Origin of the sequence: Corynebacterium lactis RW2-5 (genome assembly GCF_001274895.1) — a bacterium.
GTDB classification, from domain to species: Bacteria; Actinomycetota; Actinomycetes; order Mycobacteriales; family Mycobacteriaceae; genus Corynebacterium; species Corynebacterium lactis.
On sequence record NZ_CP006841.1, the window covers coordinates 2,474,390 to 2,488,739 of the forward strand.

General features: G+C 59.8%; 13 protein-coding genes. 3 read left to right on the forward strand and 10 right to left on the reverse strand.

Annotation, left to right across the window (positions count from 1 at the left end; genetic code table 11):
* Positions 1-10: 10 nt before the first annotated feature.
* Entirely contained in the window at positions 11-841 is an 831-nt protein-coding gene (locus tag CLAC_RS10955) for a sulfurtransferase (protein ID WP_053412948.1), read from the reverse strand.
* Positions 842-918: 77 nt separating this feature from the next.
* On the opposite strand from CLAC_RS10955, the gene CLAC_RS10960 reads away from it, so the two are divergent.
* On the forward strand, positions 919-1,710 hold the full coding sequence (locus CLAC_RS10960) for an SDR family oxidoreductase (protein ID WP_053412949.1): 792 nt from the start codon (positions 919-921) through the stop codon (positions 1,708-1,710).
* A 429-nt stretch (positions 1,711-2,139) separates the two neighbouring features.
* Here CLAC_RS10960 and CLAC_RS13020 read toward each other — a convergent pair whose 3' ends face one another.
* From CLAC_RS13020 to clpB, 3 genes are all read right to left on the reverse strand, one after another.
* Entirely contained in the window at positions 2,140-2,523 is a 384-nt protein-coding gene (locus tag CLAC_RS13020) for a DUF222 domain-containing protein (protein WP_245622043.1), read from the reverse strand.
* A 127-nt stretch (positions 2,524-2,650) separates the two neighbouring features.
* Positions 2,651-3,316, reverse strand: a complete 666-nt coding sequence (locus tag CLAC_RS10965; protein ID WP_053412950.1) for a GNAT family N-acetyltransferase — start codon at positions 3,314-3,316, stop codon at positions 2,651-2,653.
* 86 nt (positions 3,317-3,402) lie between these two features.
* Positions 3,403-5,982 (reverse strand): ATP-dependent chaperone ClpB, encoded by a 2,580-nt coding sequence (gene clpB / locus CLAC_RS10970; protein ID WP_053412951.1) that lies wholly within the window; start codon positions 5,980-5,982, stop codon positions 3,403-3,405.
* Between the two features lie 285 nt (positions 5,983-6,267).
* Here clpB and CLAC_RS10975 point away from each other — a divergent pair, with 285 nt between their 5' ends.
* Positions 6,268-7,155, forward strand: coding sequence for a fructose bisphosphate aldolase (locus CLAC_RS10975; protein WP_053412952.1), 888 nt, complete (start codon positions 6,268-6,270; stop codon positions 7,153-7,155).
* 94 nt (positions 7,156-7,249) lie between these two features.
* On the opposite strand, the gene CLAC_RS10980 is transcribed toward CLAC_RS10975, so the two are convergent.
* The 6 genes from CLAC_RS10980 to CLAC_RS12750 all read right to left on the reverse strand — a co-directional run bounded on the left by CLAC_RS10980 (position 7,250) and on the right by CLAC_RS12750 (position 12,946).
* A complete protein-coding gene (locus CLAC_RS10980; protein WP_169750345.1) occupies positions 7,250-8,695 on the reverse strand; it encodes a glycosyltransferase family 87 protein in 1,446 nt (481 codons plus the stop codon).
* Between the two features lie 199 nt (positions 8,696-8,894).
* Positions 8,895-9,557 carry a DedA family protein gene (locus CLAC_RS10985; RefSeq protein ID WP_053412954.1) on the reverse strand — a complete coding sequence of 221 codons (663 nt, stop codon included), beginning with the start codon at positions 9,555-9,557 and terminating at the stop codon, positions 8,895-8,897.
* A gap of 9 nt (positions 9,558-9,566) precedes the next feature.
* The gene (locus tag CLAC_RS10990; RefSeq protein ID WP_053412955.1) at positions 9,567-10,295 is read right to left on the reverse strand and encodes a phosphatase PAP2 family protein; all 729 of its coding nucleotides are present in this window, start codon (positions 10,293-10,295) and stop codon (positions 9,567-9,569) included.
* A 145-nt stretch (positions 10,296-10,440) separates the two neighbouring features.
* Positions 10,441-11,058, reverse strand: a complete 618-nt coding sequence (locus CLAC_RS10995) for a trimeric intracellular cation channel family protein (RefSeq protein WP_053412956.1) — start codon at positions 11,056-11,058, stop codon at positions 10,441-10,443.
* A gap of 39 nt (positions 11,059-11,097) precedes the next feature.
* A complete protein-coding gene (locus CLAC_RS11000) occupies positions 11,098-12,642 on the reverse strand; it encodes an amino acid permease (RefSeq protein ID WP_245621876.1) in 1,545 nt (514 codons plus the stop codon).
* 49 nt (positions 12,643-12,691) lie between these two features.
* The gene (locus tag CLAC_RS12750) at positions 12,692-12,946 is read right to left on the reverse strand and encodes a hypothetical protein (RefSeq protein WP_156324842.1); all 255 of its coding nucleotides are present in this window, start codon (positions 12,944-12,946) and stop codon (positions 12,692-12,694) included.
* Here CLAC_RS12750 and gabT point away from each other — a divergent pair.
* Positions 12,934-14,331 carry a 4-aminobutyrate--2-oxoglutarate transaminase gene (gene gabT / locus CLAC_RS11005; protein WP_082313387.1) on the forward strand — a complete coding sequence of 466 codons (1,398 nt, stop codon included), beginning with the start codon at positions 12,934-12,936 and terminating at the stop codon, positions 14,329-14,331. The genes CLAC_RS12750 and gabT overlap by 13 nt on opposite strands.
* The last annotated feature ends 19 nt before the right edge of the window (positions 14,332-14,350 follow it).

Consider the following 14,350-nt stretch of genomic DNA (forward strand, 5'->3'; position numbering starts at 1 on the left):
GCTGCCAGCGCTACAGCCGGACAATTGGCAGTTTGGGGTTTCCGGCCCACTGGGACCAACCACCCACATAGAGGGAGGCTCCCGTGATTCCGGCTTCTTCCAGAGCCTGAATAAACAGTGAGGAATGCAGCCCGGAACCGGAGTAGACCGCAACATTCGAACCATCGACAATTCCGACCGCTGCGAACTTTTCGCGTAGCTCCTCGACCGGCAAGAATCCACCTCTTTTATTCTGAAGGCTGCGGGCCGCCAGGTTCACAGCGCCGGGGATGTGCCCCGCCTGCAGATCGACACGCTCGGTCCGCCCCTCGAAACGGAGAGCCTCACGGGCGTCCACAAGGATGCCTTTTTCAGGCCAGCTCTTCACTTCTTCGATGCCGACAACCGGCATGTTTCCCGAAGTTACTGGCACACCTCCGGGATGAGGGAGGTTTCCGGGGCCAAAAGCGGTTTCCTGGCCCTGGCGTTCCCACTCTGCCAGGCCGCCCGACAATACACGGACATTCTTCAGTCCTGCCCATTTGAGAATCCACCATGCACGGGAGGCGAACAGACCATCGCCAGCGTCATAGACGATGACCAAATGGTCCGACTGAACACCCCACCGGCGTACGGCATCACGAACACGCTCAATCTCCGGTAGCGGGTTTCGCCCATCTTCACGACTGGGGATTCCAGCCAGATCCATTGCTGGGTCGCAGAACACGGCGAGCGGAATATGCGCCGTGGTGTAGCAGTCGTAAGGAGTTTTCTCGCGGGTCCAGCGCGCGTCAACAACGACGATGTGGTTTCCTCCGCGGATCAATTCCCGAAGTTCTTCAACCGAGATGGATGTTGTCATAGACAAGGATTCTAAATCGATTGACAATAAACCGCGATACCCAGTCCGCGATTCTCCCACAACCTAGAATTGACTGTATGACTAGCAGAGCAACACAAAAATGCATTTTTATCTCCGGTGCTGGTCGTGGCATTGGCCGCAGCACGGCGGAAAAATTTTTGGCCCGCGGATACACCGTCGGAGTGTTCGATATCTCCGGCGACGAAAAGTGGGCTGAGCATCACAGAAATGCAATTGTCGGCAATCTCGACGTCACAGACCCCGGACAGTGGGAGGCGGCATTAGACCAGTTCGTGAGGGAAACCGGCCGACTTGACGTCCTCATCAACAATGCAGGAATTCTTTACGGAACCTCCTTCGAGGACGGATCCTTCGAGCAGGACAGCACCCTCGTCGACGTCAATGTGAAGGGTGTCCTCTTCGGCAGCCGCGCGGCCCTCCCGCATCTGAAGACCTCCAAGGGACAGCTGGTTAACATCTGCTCTGCTTCTGCCATCTACGGCACTCCAGATATGGCGACGTACTCCGCAACCAAATTCGCAGTGCGAGGCATCACCGAAGCTCTCGAGGTGGAATGGGAACCTTTCGGCATCGACGTCAAGGCTGTCTGGCCCCTATACGTTGCCACGGGAATGCTGGACGATGTTCGCACTGATGGGACGGATCGGATGGGTATTCGTCTCACTGCGGAAAAGGTCGCTGACGAAGTCGTTGCATGCGTGGATCATACGCAGGGTCGCATCACTAAGGTTCACTTTCCCGCTGGTTTGCAGGCAAAAGCGCTCTACTACGCATCAAGCGTCGGCGCCCCGTTCCTCAATCGTTTCATCAATGCGAAGCTGACTACGAAACGAAAGATTCGTCTGTAATTTCCCACGCGAGCCGACATCGCTGCCAGTGCCGGCTCCTACGGCGGTTCATCCCCCCCCCCAAGTCCCTCAAGTTTCCGTCTTGTTTCGCGCTCCTCCGCTTTCCGACGCAACCAGCGCCCAGGATTGTCGAAAGCGCCGGGATTGACGAACGTCAGGTTCGGCAAATCCGTCTTCCCACCTGTTGACCAAGATTGAATATGGTGCATGTCGCACATTGCCGCCGGTGTGGAACTCCCCGGTGCGGAGGACCGCCTTCTTCTCCCATCAGTGCTAGGCACTGGGAGAGGCTGCCGAGCCGCAGGAAGCGGCCGAAGTACAGAGTCTGACCTGCAATCCCCTGGCACCTGTAGAAAAGAGTTTTTGCGACGGTCTCGCGGATGGCCTCGCTGAGACTCATTCGAATCCCGGTATCGGTGACGGCTTTGCCTACGCCGGGGAAGCGTGAATTCGACTCCGGGTTTCAGAGACACTCCGGTCAGCGCAGCTACGTCCGCTATATGGGCGACTGTGACTAGCGTTGTCGCGCCGCGCGCCGGCTTCAAATCCCCTTTGGGGCAGAATCCCGGCGTGAAGTGCGGCTTCCAAAGCATCGTGAAACCGCTGGGTGGGACTGCGGTCATCATCCGTACTGCCCTCTAATAGACTGCCCGGGCAGGCATGGTCCGCCCGAAGCATCTTCAAAACCGCGGCGAGGCCAGGGGCCACCACCCCGGACAGCACACACATGCCGTCTGGCCCTTGGCCAGAAACTTTGAGAAATCTTTTCCGGGCCCTGTCAGCATCGGTGTACGGATCGTCGATACCGAGCATCCCCTTCAACCGGACTGGCAATTGCGCCAAGTCATCGACCCGAATCTTTTCGACCTGCTCTAATTAGGTCTACACCAGCCCCCAGAGAGCCCCGCGCCTATCACTGCCCCCCCCCTATAAGGCCACCTCAGAAGCGGTAAACCATCACATCGTGATCAGGGAAGGTCGAGCGCCCCACCCGATCAAAACCGGCCTTCACATAGGCCTTCGCCGCCCGCGGATTGCGATCGTCAACCGCGAGGCTCACCCCGGGGTAACCAAGTTCCCTCGCATGCTCCAAAAGCGCCCTGACCAGCACCTGCGACAGCCTCCGCCCTACCATTGCCGGCCGGATAGCGATCGCCACCTCAGGAATTGCATTGTCCACAAACCCATATCCCGGCTCTTTCGCATCAAAACAACGCAGCCATGCCGCCCCCACCGGCACGGCCCTCCGCAAGATATTTAGCCCCTCCGCTCCACTCTCCCCTTCTTCGTTTGCCGACGCCCCGGTTCTCGCCCCCGCGTACGCCCCGGCACGGAAGGCCTCCGAGCGATTGAACCCCGGCTCAAAGGGGTCGTTCCTTTTCACGTCCCCTTCGAGCGCTGCATAGTCGTCGTCGGAAAGCTCGGTTGCTTCGATAATGACCCCGCCCTGTTTCTCGTCCCACATGTCCACGTAGGCGCGGCGGGTGTCGCGGTAGTCGTCGCCCAGTGGCTGGGTTTCATCGCCGAAGGTCTCGGTGAGCTCGTCCATCCACTGGATAAAGCGGCGGTCGGTTTCGGTTGCAGGTCGGCAGCGGAAGTTCGTCATGGGTCCGGACTATACCCCGCGCCCGCTCAGAGGCACTCGCGCGTCCACCAACTTCGCCGCCGTAACCTCCACTGCTTCCGCCACACCTAGGCGCGGGCGTCGCCGTCCTCGTCATAGCCGACAACCTTCAACGACTCGCCATCGTCAGCGACGGTAACCTCGACGCGGTCGCCATCGCGGACATCACCGGCGAGCAGGCGACGGGCCAGTTCGTCGCCAATGGCCTTCTGAGTCAGGCGGCGCAGCGGGCGCGCACCGTAGGCCGGGTCGTAGCCGCGCTCGGCGAGCCAGTCCAGAGCCTCGTCGGCGACGTCCAGGACCAGTCGGCGTGCAGACAGCCGCTCGGCCAGGCCGCGAACCTGAATATCAACAATGCCTCGCAGCTGCTCGGCACTCAACGGATCGAAGACCACCACATCGTCCAGGCGGTTGATGAACTCCGGTTTGAAGGCCATCTTCACCGCGTCCATGATCTGCTCGTGAGTACCGCCGGCCCCCAGGTTCGAGGTCAGAATCAGAATCGTGTTGCGGAAGTCCACGGTACGCCCCTGGCCGTCGGTGAGTCGGCCCTCGTCCAGAACCTGCAGGAGCACGTCGAATACATCCGGGTGCGCCTTTTCAACCTCGTCGAAAAGCACGACCGTGTACGGGCGGCGACGAACAGCCTCGGTGAGCTGGCCGCCGGCGTCGTAGCCGACGTATCCGGGAGGGGCACCGATGAGGCGTGCGACGGAGTGCTTCTCGCCGTACTCGGACATATCGATGCGGACCATGGCGCGCTCGTCATCGAAGAGGAACTCCGCCAGCGCCTTCGCAAGCTCGGTCTTACCAACACCCGTCGGGCCGAGGAACAGGAAGGAACCGGTCGGACGGTTTGGGTCGGCAACACCGGCGCGCGAACGGCGCACCGCGTCGGACACCGCCTCGACGGCGTCGGTCTGCCCCACCACTCGGCGACCGAGTACTCGCTCCATGTCGAGCAGCTTCTCGGTTTCGCCCTGCATCATCTTACCGGCCGGGATTCCGGTCCAGGCGGAGACAACCTCGGCGACCTCCTGCGGAGTGACCTCCTCCTTCAACATGGAGTTTTCCTCCGCCTCGGAGACGGATTCCTCCGCAGCCTCGAGCTTCTTCTCCAGTTCCGGGATGCGCCCGTAGCGCAGCTCCGCCACGCGACCATAGTCACCCTCACGCTCGGCCTTCTCCGACTCAGTACGCAGAGCGTCGAGCTCCTCGCGGACCAGACGGACGTCGTCAATCGAGGACTTTTCGTTCTGCCAGCGAGTCTTGAGAGCGTTGAGCTTTTCGCGCTCGTCGGCAAGCTCCTCGCGGAGCTTCTCCAGGCGATCCTTGGATGCCTCGTCGGTCTCCTTCTCCAGGGCCATCTCCTCAATCTCGAGGCGGCGCACGATGCGCTCGGCGGAGTCAATCTCCTCCGGAGAGGAGTCGATTTCCATGCGCAGTCGCGATGCCGCCTCATCGACCAGGTCGATAGCCTTATCCGGAAGGAAGCGCGACGTAATGTAACGATCTGACAGCGTCGCCGCAGCAACCAGCGCCGAGTCTGTAATTCGGACACCGTGGTGAACCTCGTAGCGCTCCTTCAGGCCACGAAGAATACCGATGGCATCTTCCACGGAGGGCTCGCCAACAAAGACCTGCTGGAAACGTCGCTCCAGCGCGGCGTCCTTCTCGATGTACTTGCGGTACTCATCCAGCGTCGTCGCGCCGACCAGACGCAGCTCACCGCGGGCCAGCATCGGCTTAATCATGTTGCCGGCATCCATCGACCCGTCACCGGTGGCACCCGCGCCGACAATGGTGTGAATCTCGTCGATGAAGGTAATAATCTGCCCGTCGGACTCCTTAATCTCGTCCAACACGGCCTTCAATCGCTCCTCGAACTCGCCACGGTACTTCGCGCCCGCGACCATCGAGCCCAGATCCAGGCTCATCAGAGTCTTGCCTTTCAGGGACTCCGGAACGTCACCCGCAACGATGCGCCGGGCCAGCCCCTCCACAATCGCGGTCTTACCCACGCCCGGTTCACCGATGAGCACGGGGTTGTTCTTAGTACGGCGAGAAAGCACCTGCACAACGCGGCGAATCTCGGAATCGCGGCCGATAACCGGGTCAATCTTGCCCTCACGAGCGCGCGCGGTCAGGTCGGTGGCGTACTTCTCCAGCGCCTGGTACTGCTCCTCCGGATTCTCGCTAGTGACGCGCTTCGAACCACGAACGCTGGTCAGGGCACCCTTGAGTACCTCTGGGGTCGCCCCCGCGGACTGCAGCACCTGCGCCGCATCCGACTGCCCCGTCGCGACACCAATCAGCAAAATCTCGGTCGAAACAAACTCGTCTCCGAGCTCGCCCGCCAGCTCTTCCGCTGCATTCAGCGCGTTAATAGCGTCCCTATTAAACTGCGGGTTCGCCATATTAGCCCCGCTTGCCGACGGATACCCAGCCACGAGCTCCTTGGCACGGGTAGCGACTCCGGAGGGATTAACGCCTGCCGCCTCCAGCAGCGGCGCGGCAATCCCCTCCTCCTGCTCCAGCAGCGCCACGAGAATGTGCGCCGGGCGAATATCGGGATTGCCCGCGCCGGTGGCGGACTTTAATGCGTCCTGGAGGACTTCTCCAGTCTTAGTGGTTGGAGTGAAACTCATGACTTGCGCCCCTTCGACTCAACTTTTTTCGTTCACTGACCATAACGCACCAACCCTTGAGTCTGTTCCACTCAACTTAAGAAATTCGCCTATATTTTAGTGATACGCATCACAATAAATATATGTCCGATTATGACCGAATACAGGTCATGCCAACCGTTAACGGACACTCTCCCATCTCTAATTTGGCCAAAAGGTGTGAGTTACCCCATGCCAGCGGCACGATAGCTAGTTTTTGGTTACCCTTGATGACAGACATTCCTTCACTTTCACGAAAGGACTCGAATGAACATCGAGCAGGCACGACAGATGACCGAGGGCAAGGGCTTCATCGCAGCTCTCGACCAGTCCGGCGGATCCACCCCGAAGGCTCTGCGCCTGTACGGCGTGAACGAGGACCAGTACTCGAACGAAGATGAAATGTTCGACATGGTCCACCAGATGCGTACTCGCATCATCACCTCTCCGTCCTTCAACTCGGACCAGATCATCGGCGCGATTCTCTTCGAGCAGACCATGGATCGTGAGATTGAGGGCATCCCGACCGCCCAGTACCTCTGGGAGAAGAAGGGCATCGTCCCCTTCCTGAAGACCGACAAGGGTCTGGCCGACGAGGAAAACGGTGTCCAGCTGATGAAGCCTTGCCCGGGCCTCGACGAGCTGCTGGAGCGCGGTGTCGCCAAGGGCATCTTCGGCACCAAGATGCGTTCGTTCATTGCTGAGGCCAACGAGGAGGGCATCAAGGCCGTCATCGCTCAGCAGTACGAGTTCGGCAAGCAGGTTCTGTCCCACGGCCTGGTCCCGATTCTGGAGCCGGAGGTTGACATCAACGCTGCCGACAAGGCTGCGGCTGAGGAGATTGTCCTGCGCGAGCTGCTCGCAGGCCTGGACACCCTCGCTGACGACCAGAAGGTCATGATCAAGGTCTCCATCCCGACCAAGGACGACCTGTACAAGCCGCTGATTGAGCACCCGAAGGTCATGCGTGTTGTCGCACTGTCCGGTGGCTACGAGCGCGATGACGCCAACGAGCGCCTGTCCCGCAACCACGGCATGATTGCTTCCTTCTCCCGCGCACTGTCTGAGGGCCTGTCCGCTCAGCAGTCGGACGAGGACTTTGACGCAACCATGGCTGCTTCGGTCAAGGGAATCTACGAGGCTTCGATTTCCTAGTAACCCGCTTCTCGTCTTTTCATAAGACACCGAGACTCCCCTCCAGTTTTCTGGATTGGGGAGTCTCGGTTTATTTGTGGCCTATACCGCCTTCTTATGCGCGATGCCGCCCACCGGGACTTTTGACGAACATATCGAATAGCAACATAGGCTCTCCATGCTCGCCCTGTATTCGTTCTACGATTCCATCCTTGCCGGAAACCAACAGCCTCCAGGGCACGTAGGAACCCACCAAAAGTGCCGCGAACGCAATAAGCATCGCCAGCAGCGCGAAGTAGTGATGCCCGGAAAGATCAGGGCCGATAACAAGTGGCGTTTGACCAGGAAATATGACCATAAATAGCACTGCGGCGATTGTGAACTGCATCCAGACCCTGAGCTTTTTCTCCTCTGCTAGCAGCCAGAGCCCCATCACTGGGAAGATCAGCGAAAGAGAGTAGTGCGACCACACAATCACCGAGAAACAGGTCGCCACGAGCCACGCCGACACCACCAGAATCTCGAAGCTGCGCGTCCTATGCAGCCACGCCACAGCCAGCGCCGCGACGACAAAAACAAACGCAACAAGTACCGGAACAACTCGCACCCACAGCGGATAGTCCTCAACGCTGATGATCGGGATGGGAACGTCCTCACCACGGGCCAGCAGCAACCCCGACAACGACTGGTTCGCCATTCCAATCAGCACTGAGTCCGAGACATCCCCCATTCGCTCCAACCAGGCCGCGGTAATTGACCGGTCGACCACGAGGAAAAGCACGATGGCCATCACGATGTTTCCGGATAGCGCAATCAGGGCAGCCTTCCGTCGGTAAGCGAAAAAACACATGACGACGACAATGGCGATGGGCGAGAGCTTCACAATGGAGACGAAGGCCAGCAGCACTCCCGAGATGATAGGCCTGCGGCGAGAAACTGCCAGAGCAAAGGACAGGCAGCCGAGAATAAGAGGAGTCGTCTGGCCGAGCCAAAAGGAGTCGGTAACAGCGGGAAATCCCAGTGTCGCGACCGTCACCAAAGCGGCTATTCCGATGGGAATCGTGCGCCTACGCCGTAGGTGATAGGTACTCGCCACCAGGACCGTAATGCTGATTCCGGACAAGAAGGCCAGCACTAAGGTGGAGGTTTCGAAGCTCATCACTCGAACCACGAACGACATCGCGTAGGCAACCAAGGGGTTCTGCACAAACGGATGCACCCAGAGCTCTGGTAATTCCCCGGCAACTCCATACCAGACGTCTCCCGAGATTGTGGAGAATTCCTCGGGGTCATGGTCGTAGATATGCGCCGCCTGGTTTCGACTCACGAGAAGACCTGCGATCCAGTGCGGAGCCCAGTCGTCAGAGCGGTTGCGGCCTTTCCACAGAAGCGCCGAGCAGATTCCCACCACGATTGCCAGCAGCGCGAGCCGAGCAGTAATAACCGGCGGAGGTCCTACCAGGTCAGCGTTGTTCGGCTTCTTCGCATGCGCAGCCCTGCGCCTAGTATCGGGGAAGCGGTTGGGGCTGCGCTTCGAGGGCATTTCTTTAATGAAAGACACGAATAAACCTTCAATATCGGCCATCTCGCGGGGAGTCCTCAGCGGGCTTTTCCCCTGCGAGAGACGCAACGGGACCACCAAAATACCCGGAAGCGAGCGGTTATATCGTTTACCCGAGAAAGTTTATTCAGTTTACGCACGTGAGCAAGTTATGGGGCCGCTCTTGGCCGAACAAGCGACCTATAGCCCTTAAGCTCCCCTACTTCCCCTCCGCCGGCGGCAGCTTCTCCAGCCGTTGCGCGCGCTTTGCCTTACGACGCGCATTGACTCCGCTGATCACGATTGGCAGCACGGAGATAAAGATGATCAGCAGCATAATCTTGTCGATCGAGCTGGTTATCCCCGGGATGTTGCCCAGCAGCACGCCGACGGCAACCATGCTCAACACCCAGGCGACCGCGCCGGTGACGTTCCAGCCGATGAACTTCCTGTAGGGCATGTTCGCCGTGCCCGCCGCCAGCGGGATGTAAGTTCGCACGATTGGAACGAAGCGCCCGAGCACTAGCGACAGCGGCCCGTACTTGGCGAAGAACGCCTCTGCAGCTTCGAGCCTGTCCGTCCTCAGCACCTTCGCGTCGTCCTTGAATAGCCGTCGCCCGAAGGTGTGGCCGAGGTAGTAACCCACCTGATCCCCCAGAAAGGCCGCAACGATGCTGACCACTAGAATCTGCCAAACCTGAATATCGAGTTCGCTTCGCAACACTGCGGCCGTGACCAGCAGTGAGTCTCCGGGCAGGAAGGGGAACAAAACACCCGATTCAATGAAAATGATGATGCCCAAACCTGCGAGTACCCACGGGCCAAACCCCTGCAACAGCGCCTCAGGGTTGCTGAGGCTGGAGAGAATGTCCGAGAAATTCATCGGCTACACCTACTTTTCCTGCCCGTCAGAGTGCTGGGCACTGCCTAACAATACTGCGTTTTTCCTCATCAGCAGCGCATTGAGTGCAAGCCACACCGCTGGCGTCACCGTCACTGACCACACCATCGAAGCGAGCGCATCGCTCGGGTAGTGCACGCCCTCGACTAAAACGCACATGGCAATCAGCACAATTGCCACCGCTGCCAGCACCTTCGCTAACATCAACTTTTTTACTTCTTTTGCAGTTCTACTTACCGACGATGACGACGCGACCACGAGAACTAACGCAACTGCAACAGCGGTGACAAATGCGGTGTGTCCGCTGGGAAATCCCCAATCCGCAGGCACCGTCTCGACCGGATACTCGAGCAACGCTCGATCTGGCCGTGGCCGCTGAAAAAACTCCTTGAATCCCACGATGGGAAGCCAGGTCAGCGCAATCGTCAGGCCAAAGGTAAGGCTGAGCGCGACCGAGGAACGCAGCACATAGAGAACAACCATAAGTGTCGCTACAAACGCGACCGCGCGCGGTGGCTGAAAGGCCCAGTAGACAGCGTCGACAAGTGTGCCTAACGGGCTACCCCGAAGTGAGTTAAAGAACTGGGTGACGGGAAGATCGTTGGTGGAGTGAGCGATTGTCCAGCCCGTGGTGCACATGATGAACACGCCGATTACCGCACCCATAACTGTGATGACGGGACTGTCGCTAGGAGGAGAGGCGCTACGGGATAAAGACATGCGAGATATGTTTCTCCTACATTCGCCGATTTCGATGATTTCTCCCCATGAATCGGCTGAGAATTTCTCCTGCGGATATTTTAAAGGCTAGCTTCGCCACCTGCTTTTGCCGAGCCAATCTGAATTCTTTTAGCGGTCAGTCCCCTTAGTCACGCCCCTGATAGTCAAATACTGGCAGAGACCACCCACGCCAAATGGCGGCTAGCCGGATAACCAAAGCCGAGAGTACTGCGCAAATGATGTTGATGTTCTCGTGTAGGCCGGCGACATCGAGGGCGTAGTACAGCACAGCGGCAACCACCGCAATGGAAGCGTAGAGCTCCTTTTGGAACACCAGTGGAATCCGGTCACACATCAGGTCTCGAAGAACGCCGCCGAATGCGCCAGTCAGTACTGCCCCGACTATGGCGATGATGACTCCGTGGCCCATTTCCATAGCGACTCGGGCGCCGATAATGGAAAACGCCGATAGGCCGATGGCGTCGGCGACCAGGAAGACAGTGCGAAAGTGTTTCATTAAGAAATCTGCGAGCAGTACAGTTACCAGCGCTGCGCCTACGATTACTAACAGATATTGAGGACTCTTTACCCATACGAGCGGATAATGCCCGAGGATTACGTCGCGAAGTGTGCCTCCGCCGATCGCGGTCATGCAGGCGATGGTGGACACACCAAAAAGGTCCATTCGGAGCCTTCCCGCAGCGAGCGCACCTGTCACGCCTTCGGCCGTGATTCCGATGACCCAAAGAATGTGCAGCAGCATGCTTAAGAATATAAAGCACAGGCGCGGGGCGTAGGTTCGCTAGTCCAGATTCTCGTAGACGCGGCCCGGGGAGTAGTCGTCCTCGTCGACGCCCTTCGGCAGCGTCGCCGGCAGGCCCTCGTAGCGGCCCTTGATGCCGGTCTTCTGCAGGAAGAGCCCGATTCCGACGACAACCGCGAGGCTGACCAGGGACTGGAAGAACTCAGCGCGGGTCTCGGTGCGGATTCCCATCGCCAGCAGGATGACTACGATGAGTGCGGTCACCAGAGACGGGATGATTGGCCAGCCGAACATCTTGAAGGTCAGGCCACCTCGAGCCGCTGCCTCACGCTCTAGCTGCGGACGCAGCTTCACCTGGGAGATTCCGATGAGAACGTAGACGAAGAGGACCACCGCGCCGGAGGAGTTCACCAGGTAGAGGAAGATAGTGTCCGGCCAGAGGTATCCCGCGCCGATGCACAGGAAGCCGACAATCGCGGAGAAGAGAATGCCGCCCGTGGGCACACCGCGGCTGTTGACGCGGGTCATCCAAGCCGGCGCATCGCCATTGCGTCCCTGCGTGAAAATCATGCGCGACGCCGTGTAGAGGCCGGAGTTCAGGCAGGACAGCACCGCGACCAGCACGATGAAGTTCAGAATATCGGCAGTGTAGGGCACGCCCATCGCATCCAGCGCGGTAATGAAGGGCGACACACCCGCCTTGTAGTCATCCCAGGGCAGGATGGTGACCAGCAGCGCGGTCGAGATGACGAAAAACGCCAGAATACGGACGACGACGGTCTGAGTCGTGCGACGGATTGCGTCGGCCGGGTGCGCGGACTCGGCCGCCGCGATGGTGACCAGCTCTGCGCCCGTCATGGAGAAGATGACCGTAACCACGCCGACGAAAATGGCGCTGACACCGTTGGGCGTGAATCCGTCGTGAATCCAGAGGTTGGAGACCTGCGCCGCGTGGTCGGTCGTGCCGGTCCACAGGCCCGCAACGAACGCCGCTCCAGCGATGATGAATGCGATGATGACGGCGACCTTAATGCCTGCGAACCAGTACTCGGCCTCGCCGAAGCTCTTCACCGAGAGCATGTTCACCGCGATCATCGCCACCAGGATGACCACTGAGGTCACCCATTCCGGAATCGACGGCATCCATCGGGCAATCAGTTCTCCGCCGACGACCGCCTCGATTCCTGCGACGATCACCCAGAAGTACCAGTAGAGCCAGCCGGAGGCGAAGCCTCCCCATCGACCGAGCGCCATGCGCGCGTAGTCGACGAAAGAACCCGTGGAGGGCCTGGCGACCGCCATCTCTCCGAGCATGCGCATCACCAGGTAGACGATGATGCCGGCAATCGCGGTTGTCAGAATCGCAGAGGGGCCCGCCACCACGATCAGGCCGGACAGGCCGACGAAGAAGCCCGCGCCGATCGTGCCGCCCATGGAAATCATGGTCAGGTGCCTCTTGGACAGGTCTGCGCGCAGCTCCTTGCCCTGGCAGCCCTCAATGCTTGCCGACGGTCCTTGCTCCCCCGACCCCACTGCGGGCCCGGTAGCGCTGCCCGTTTCTGTTCCCTGTCTCATCGTTGTCATTAGTTCCCGCCTCTCCTCGGTATTGCCGGTGACCGGTGTTGGGACTGACTTAAGTAAGTTGCTTCACATAAGTTAGTTCACTTGACGAAGTGATTGCGCTCACATTAATGCCGAGGAGCTCATCAAGAAAATCACCAAAACGGCGATTTTCAGTTTTTAATTTCCCGCTTTTGTCGATAGCGCGCCACATATTCATTGCCCCAAAGTGATGGGCAACACAATTTTTATTGTGGTAAGCAAAACCTTTTCGAGTCGCATCGCGCTCGTCGTATTTTGTGAAAGGAGCAGCTCGTGACTGGAGCACAGACACTCACCGCACCAGGAGCTACCGGCGCTACCGAAGCTTCTGGGACTACCGCGCAGTCCGTAGAGCAGTCTCGCCATCTGGCCACCGAGATTCCTGGCCCGATCTCGCGAGAGCTGAGCGCACGAGCGCAGGCAGCCCTGCCTCAGGGGCTTGGCACTGCGCAGCAGACTTGGGCATACCGCGCCGGCGGCGGCATCGTTGAGGACGTCGACGGAAATCGGCTAATCGACCTGGGCTCCGGCATCGCGACTACCACTGTCGGCAATGCAGACCCGCGCGTCGTCGCAGCGGCAAACGACCAGGCTCAGCGTCTCACTCACACCTGCTTCTTGAATCAGCCCTACGAGTCCTACCTCGCACTGTGCGAGAAGCTGGCCCAGATCACCCCGGGTAACCACGCCAAGCGTGCCGCACTGTTTTCCACTGGCGCTGAGGCACTCGAGAACGCTGTGAAGTACGCCCGAGCCGCCACCGGAAAGTCCGGTGTCGTCGTCTTCGACCACGCTTTCCACGGTCGCACCAACATGACCATGGCCATGACGGCGAAAAACAACCCGTACAAGAAGTCCTTCGGCCCCTTCCCCGGCGAGGTCTACCGCACCCCGAGCCCCTACTCCTACCGCTGGCCGGGCACCCCGGAGGAGGCTTCGGCAGAAGCTCTCGCGCAGCTTCAGCTGATCGTCGATGCGCAGGTCGGTGCCGAGAACATCGCCTGCGTCGTGCTGGAGCCCATCCAGGGTGAGGGTGGCTTCATTGTCCCGCCCGCAGGCTTTTTGAAGAAGCTCTCCGAGTTCTGCTCCGAGCGCGACATCCTCTTCGTCGCGGACGAGGTCCAGACCGGTGTCGCCCGCACGGGTGACATGTTCGCCTGCGACCACGAGGGCGTAGTCCCGGACCTGATGACGCTGGCCAAGGGCCTCGGCGGCGGCTACCCAATCGCGGCGGTCGTCGGCCGCGCAGAGGTCATGGACGCCCCGCACCGAGGAGGTATCGGCGGCACCTATGCCGGCAACCCCGTCGCCTGCGCTGCAGCGCTCGAGGTCCTGCGCCAGTGCGAGGAGGAGGGGCTTCCGGCCCGCGCCCACGAGATCGGCGAGATCATGACCTCCCGCCTGAGCAAGGCCGCCGAGACCAACCCGGCCATCGGCGATGTCCGTGGCCGCGGCGCGATGATTGCCGTCGAGGTGGTCGTACCAGGTTCGGACAAGACCCCGGACGCGGCAAAGGTCGGCGCAGTCGCCCGCGCCTGCGAAAGCAACGGCGTGCTGGTCCTTACCGCCGGAACCTACGGCAACGTGCTGCGATTCCTACCCCCGCTGAGCATTTCCGACGAGCTACTAAACGAGGCCCTCGACGTGGTCATCGAGCAGCTGGCCCTGTAAAAAGCGTGCCCGCCGCCGG

Excerpts from the sequence above, each read along its gene's own strand:
- CLAC_RS11000 (WP_245621876.1), bottom strand. The coding sequence starts at position 12,642 with ATGACAACGATGAGACAGGGAACAGAAACGGGCAGCGCTACCGGGCCC.
- clpB (WP_053412951.1), bottom strand. The coding sequence starts at position 5,982 with ATGAGTTTCACTCCAACCACTAAGACTGGAGAAGTCCTCCAGGACGCA.
- CLAC_RS10995 (WP_053412956.1), bottom strand. The coding sequence starts at position 11,058 with ATGCTGCTGCACATTCTTTGGGTCATCGGAATCACGGCCGAAGGCGTG.
- CLAC_RS10955 (WP_053412948.1), bottom strand. The coding sequence starts at position 841 with ATGACAACATCCATCTCGGTTGAAGAACTTCGGGAATTGATCCGCGGA.
- CLAC_RS10965 (WP_053412950.1), bottom strand. The coding sequence starts at position 3,316 with ATGACGAACTTCCGCTGCCGACCTGCAACCGAAACCGACCGCCGCTTT.
- CLAC_RS10990 (WP_053412955.1), bottom strand. The coding sequence starts at position 10,295 with ATGTCTTTATCCCGTAGCGCCTCTCCTCCTAGCGACAGTCCCGTCATC.
- CLAC_RS13020 (WP_245622043.1), bottom strand. The coding sequence starts at position 2,523 with ATGCTCGGTATCGACGATCCGTACACCGATGCTGACAGGGCCCGGAAA.
- CLAC_RS10960 (WP_053412949.1), top strand. The coding sequence starts at position 919 with ATGACTAGCAGAGCAACACAAAAATGCATTTTTATCTCCGGTGCTGGT.
- CLAC_RS10975 (WP_053412952.1), top strand. The coding sequence starts at position 6,268 with ATGAACATCGAGCAGGCACGACAGATGACCGAGGGCAAGGGCTTCATC.
- CLAC_RS10985 (WP_053412954.1), bottom strand. The coding sequence starts at position 9,557 with ATGAATTTCTCGGACATTCTCTCCAGCCTCAGCAACCCTGAGGCGCTG.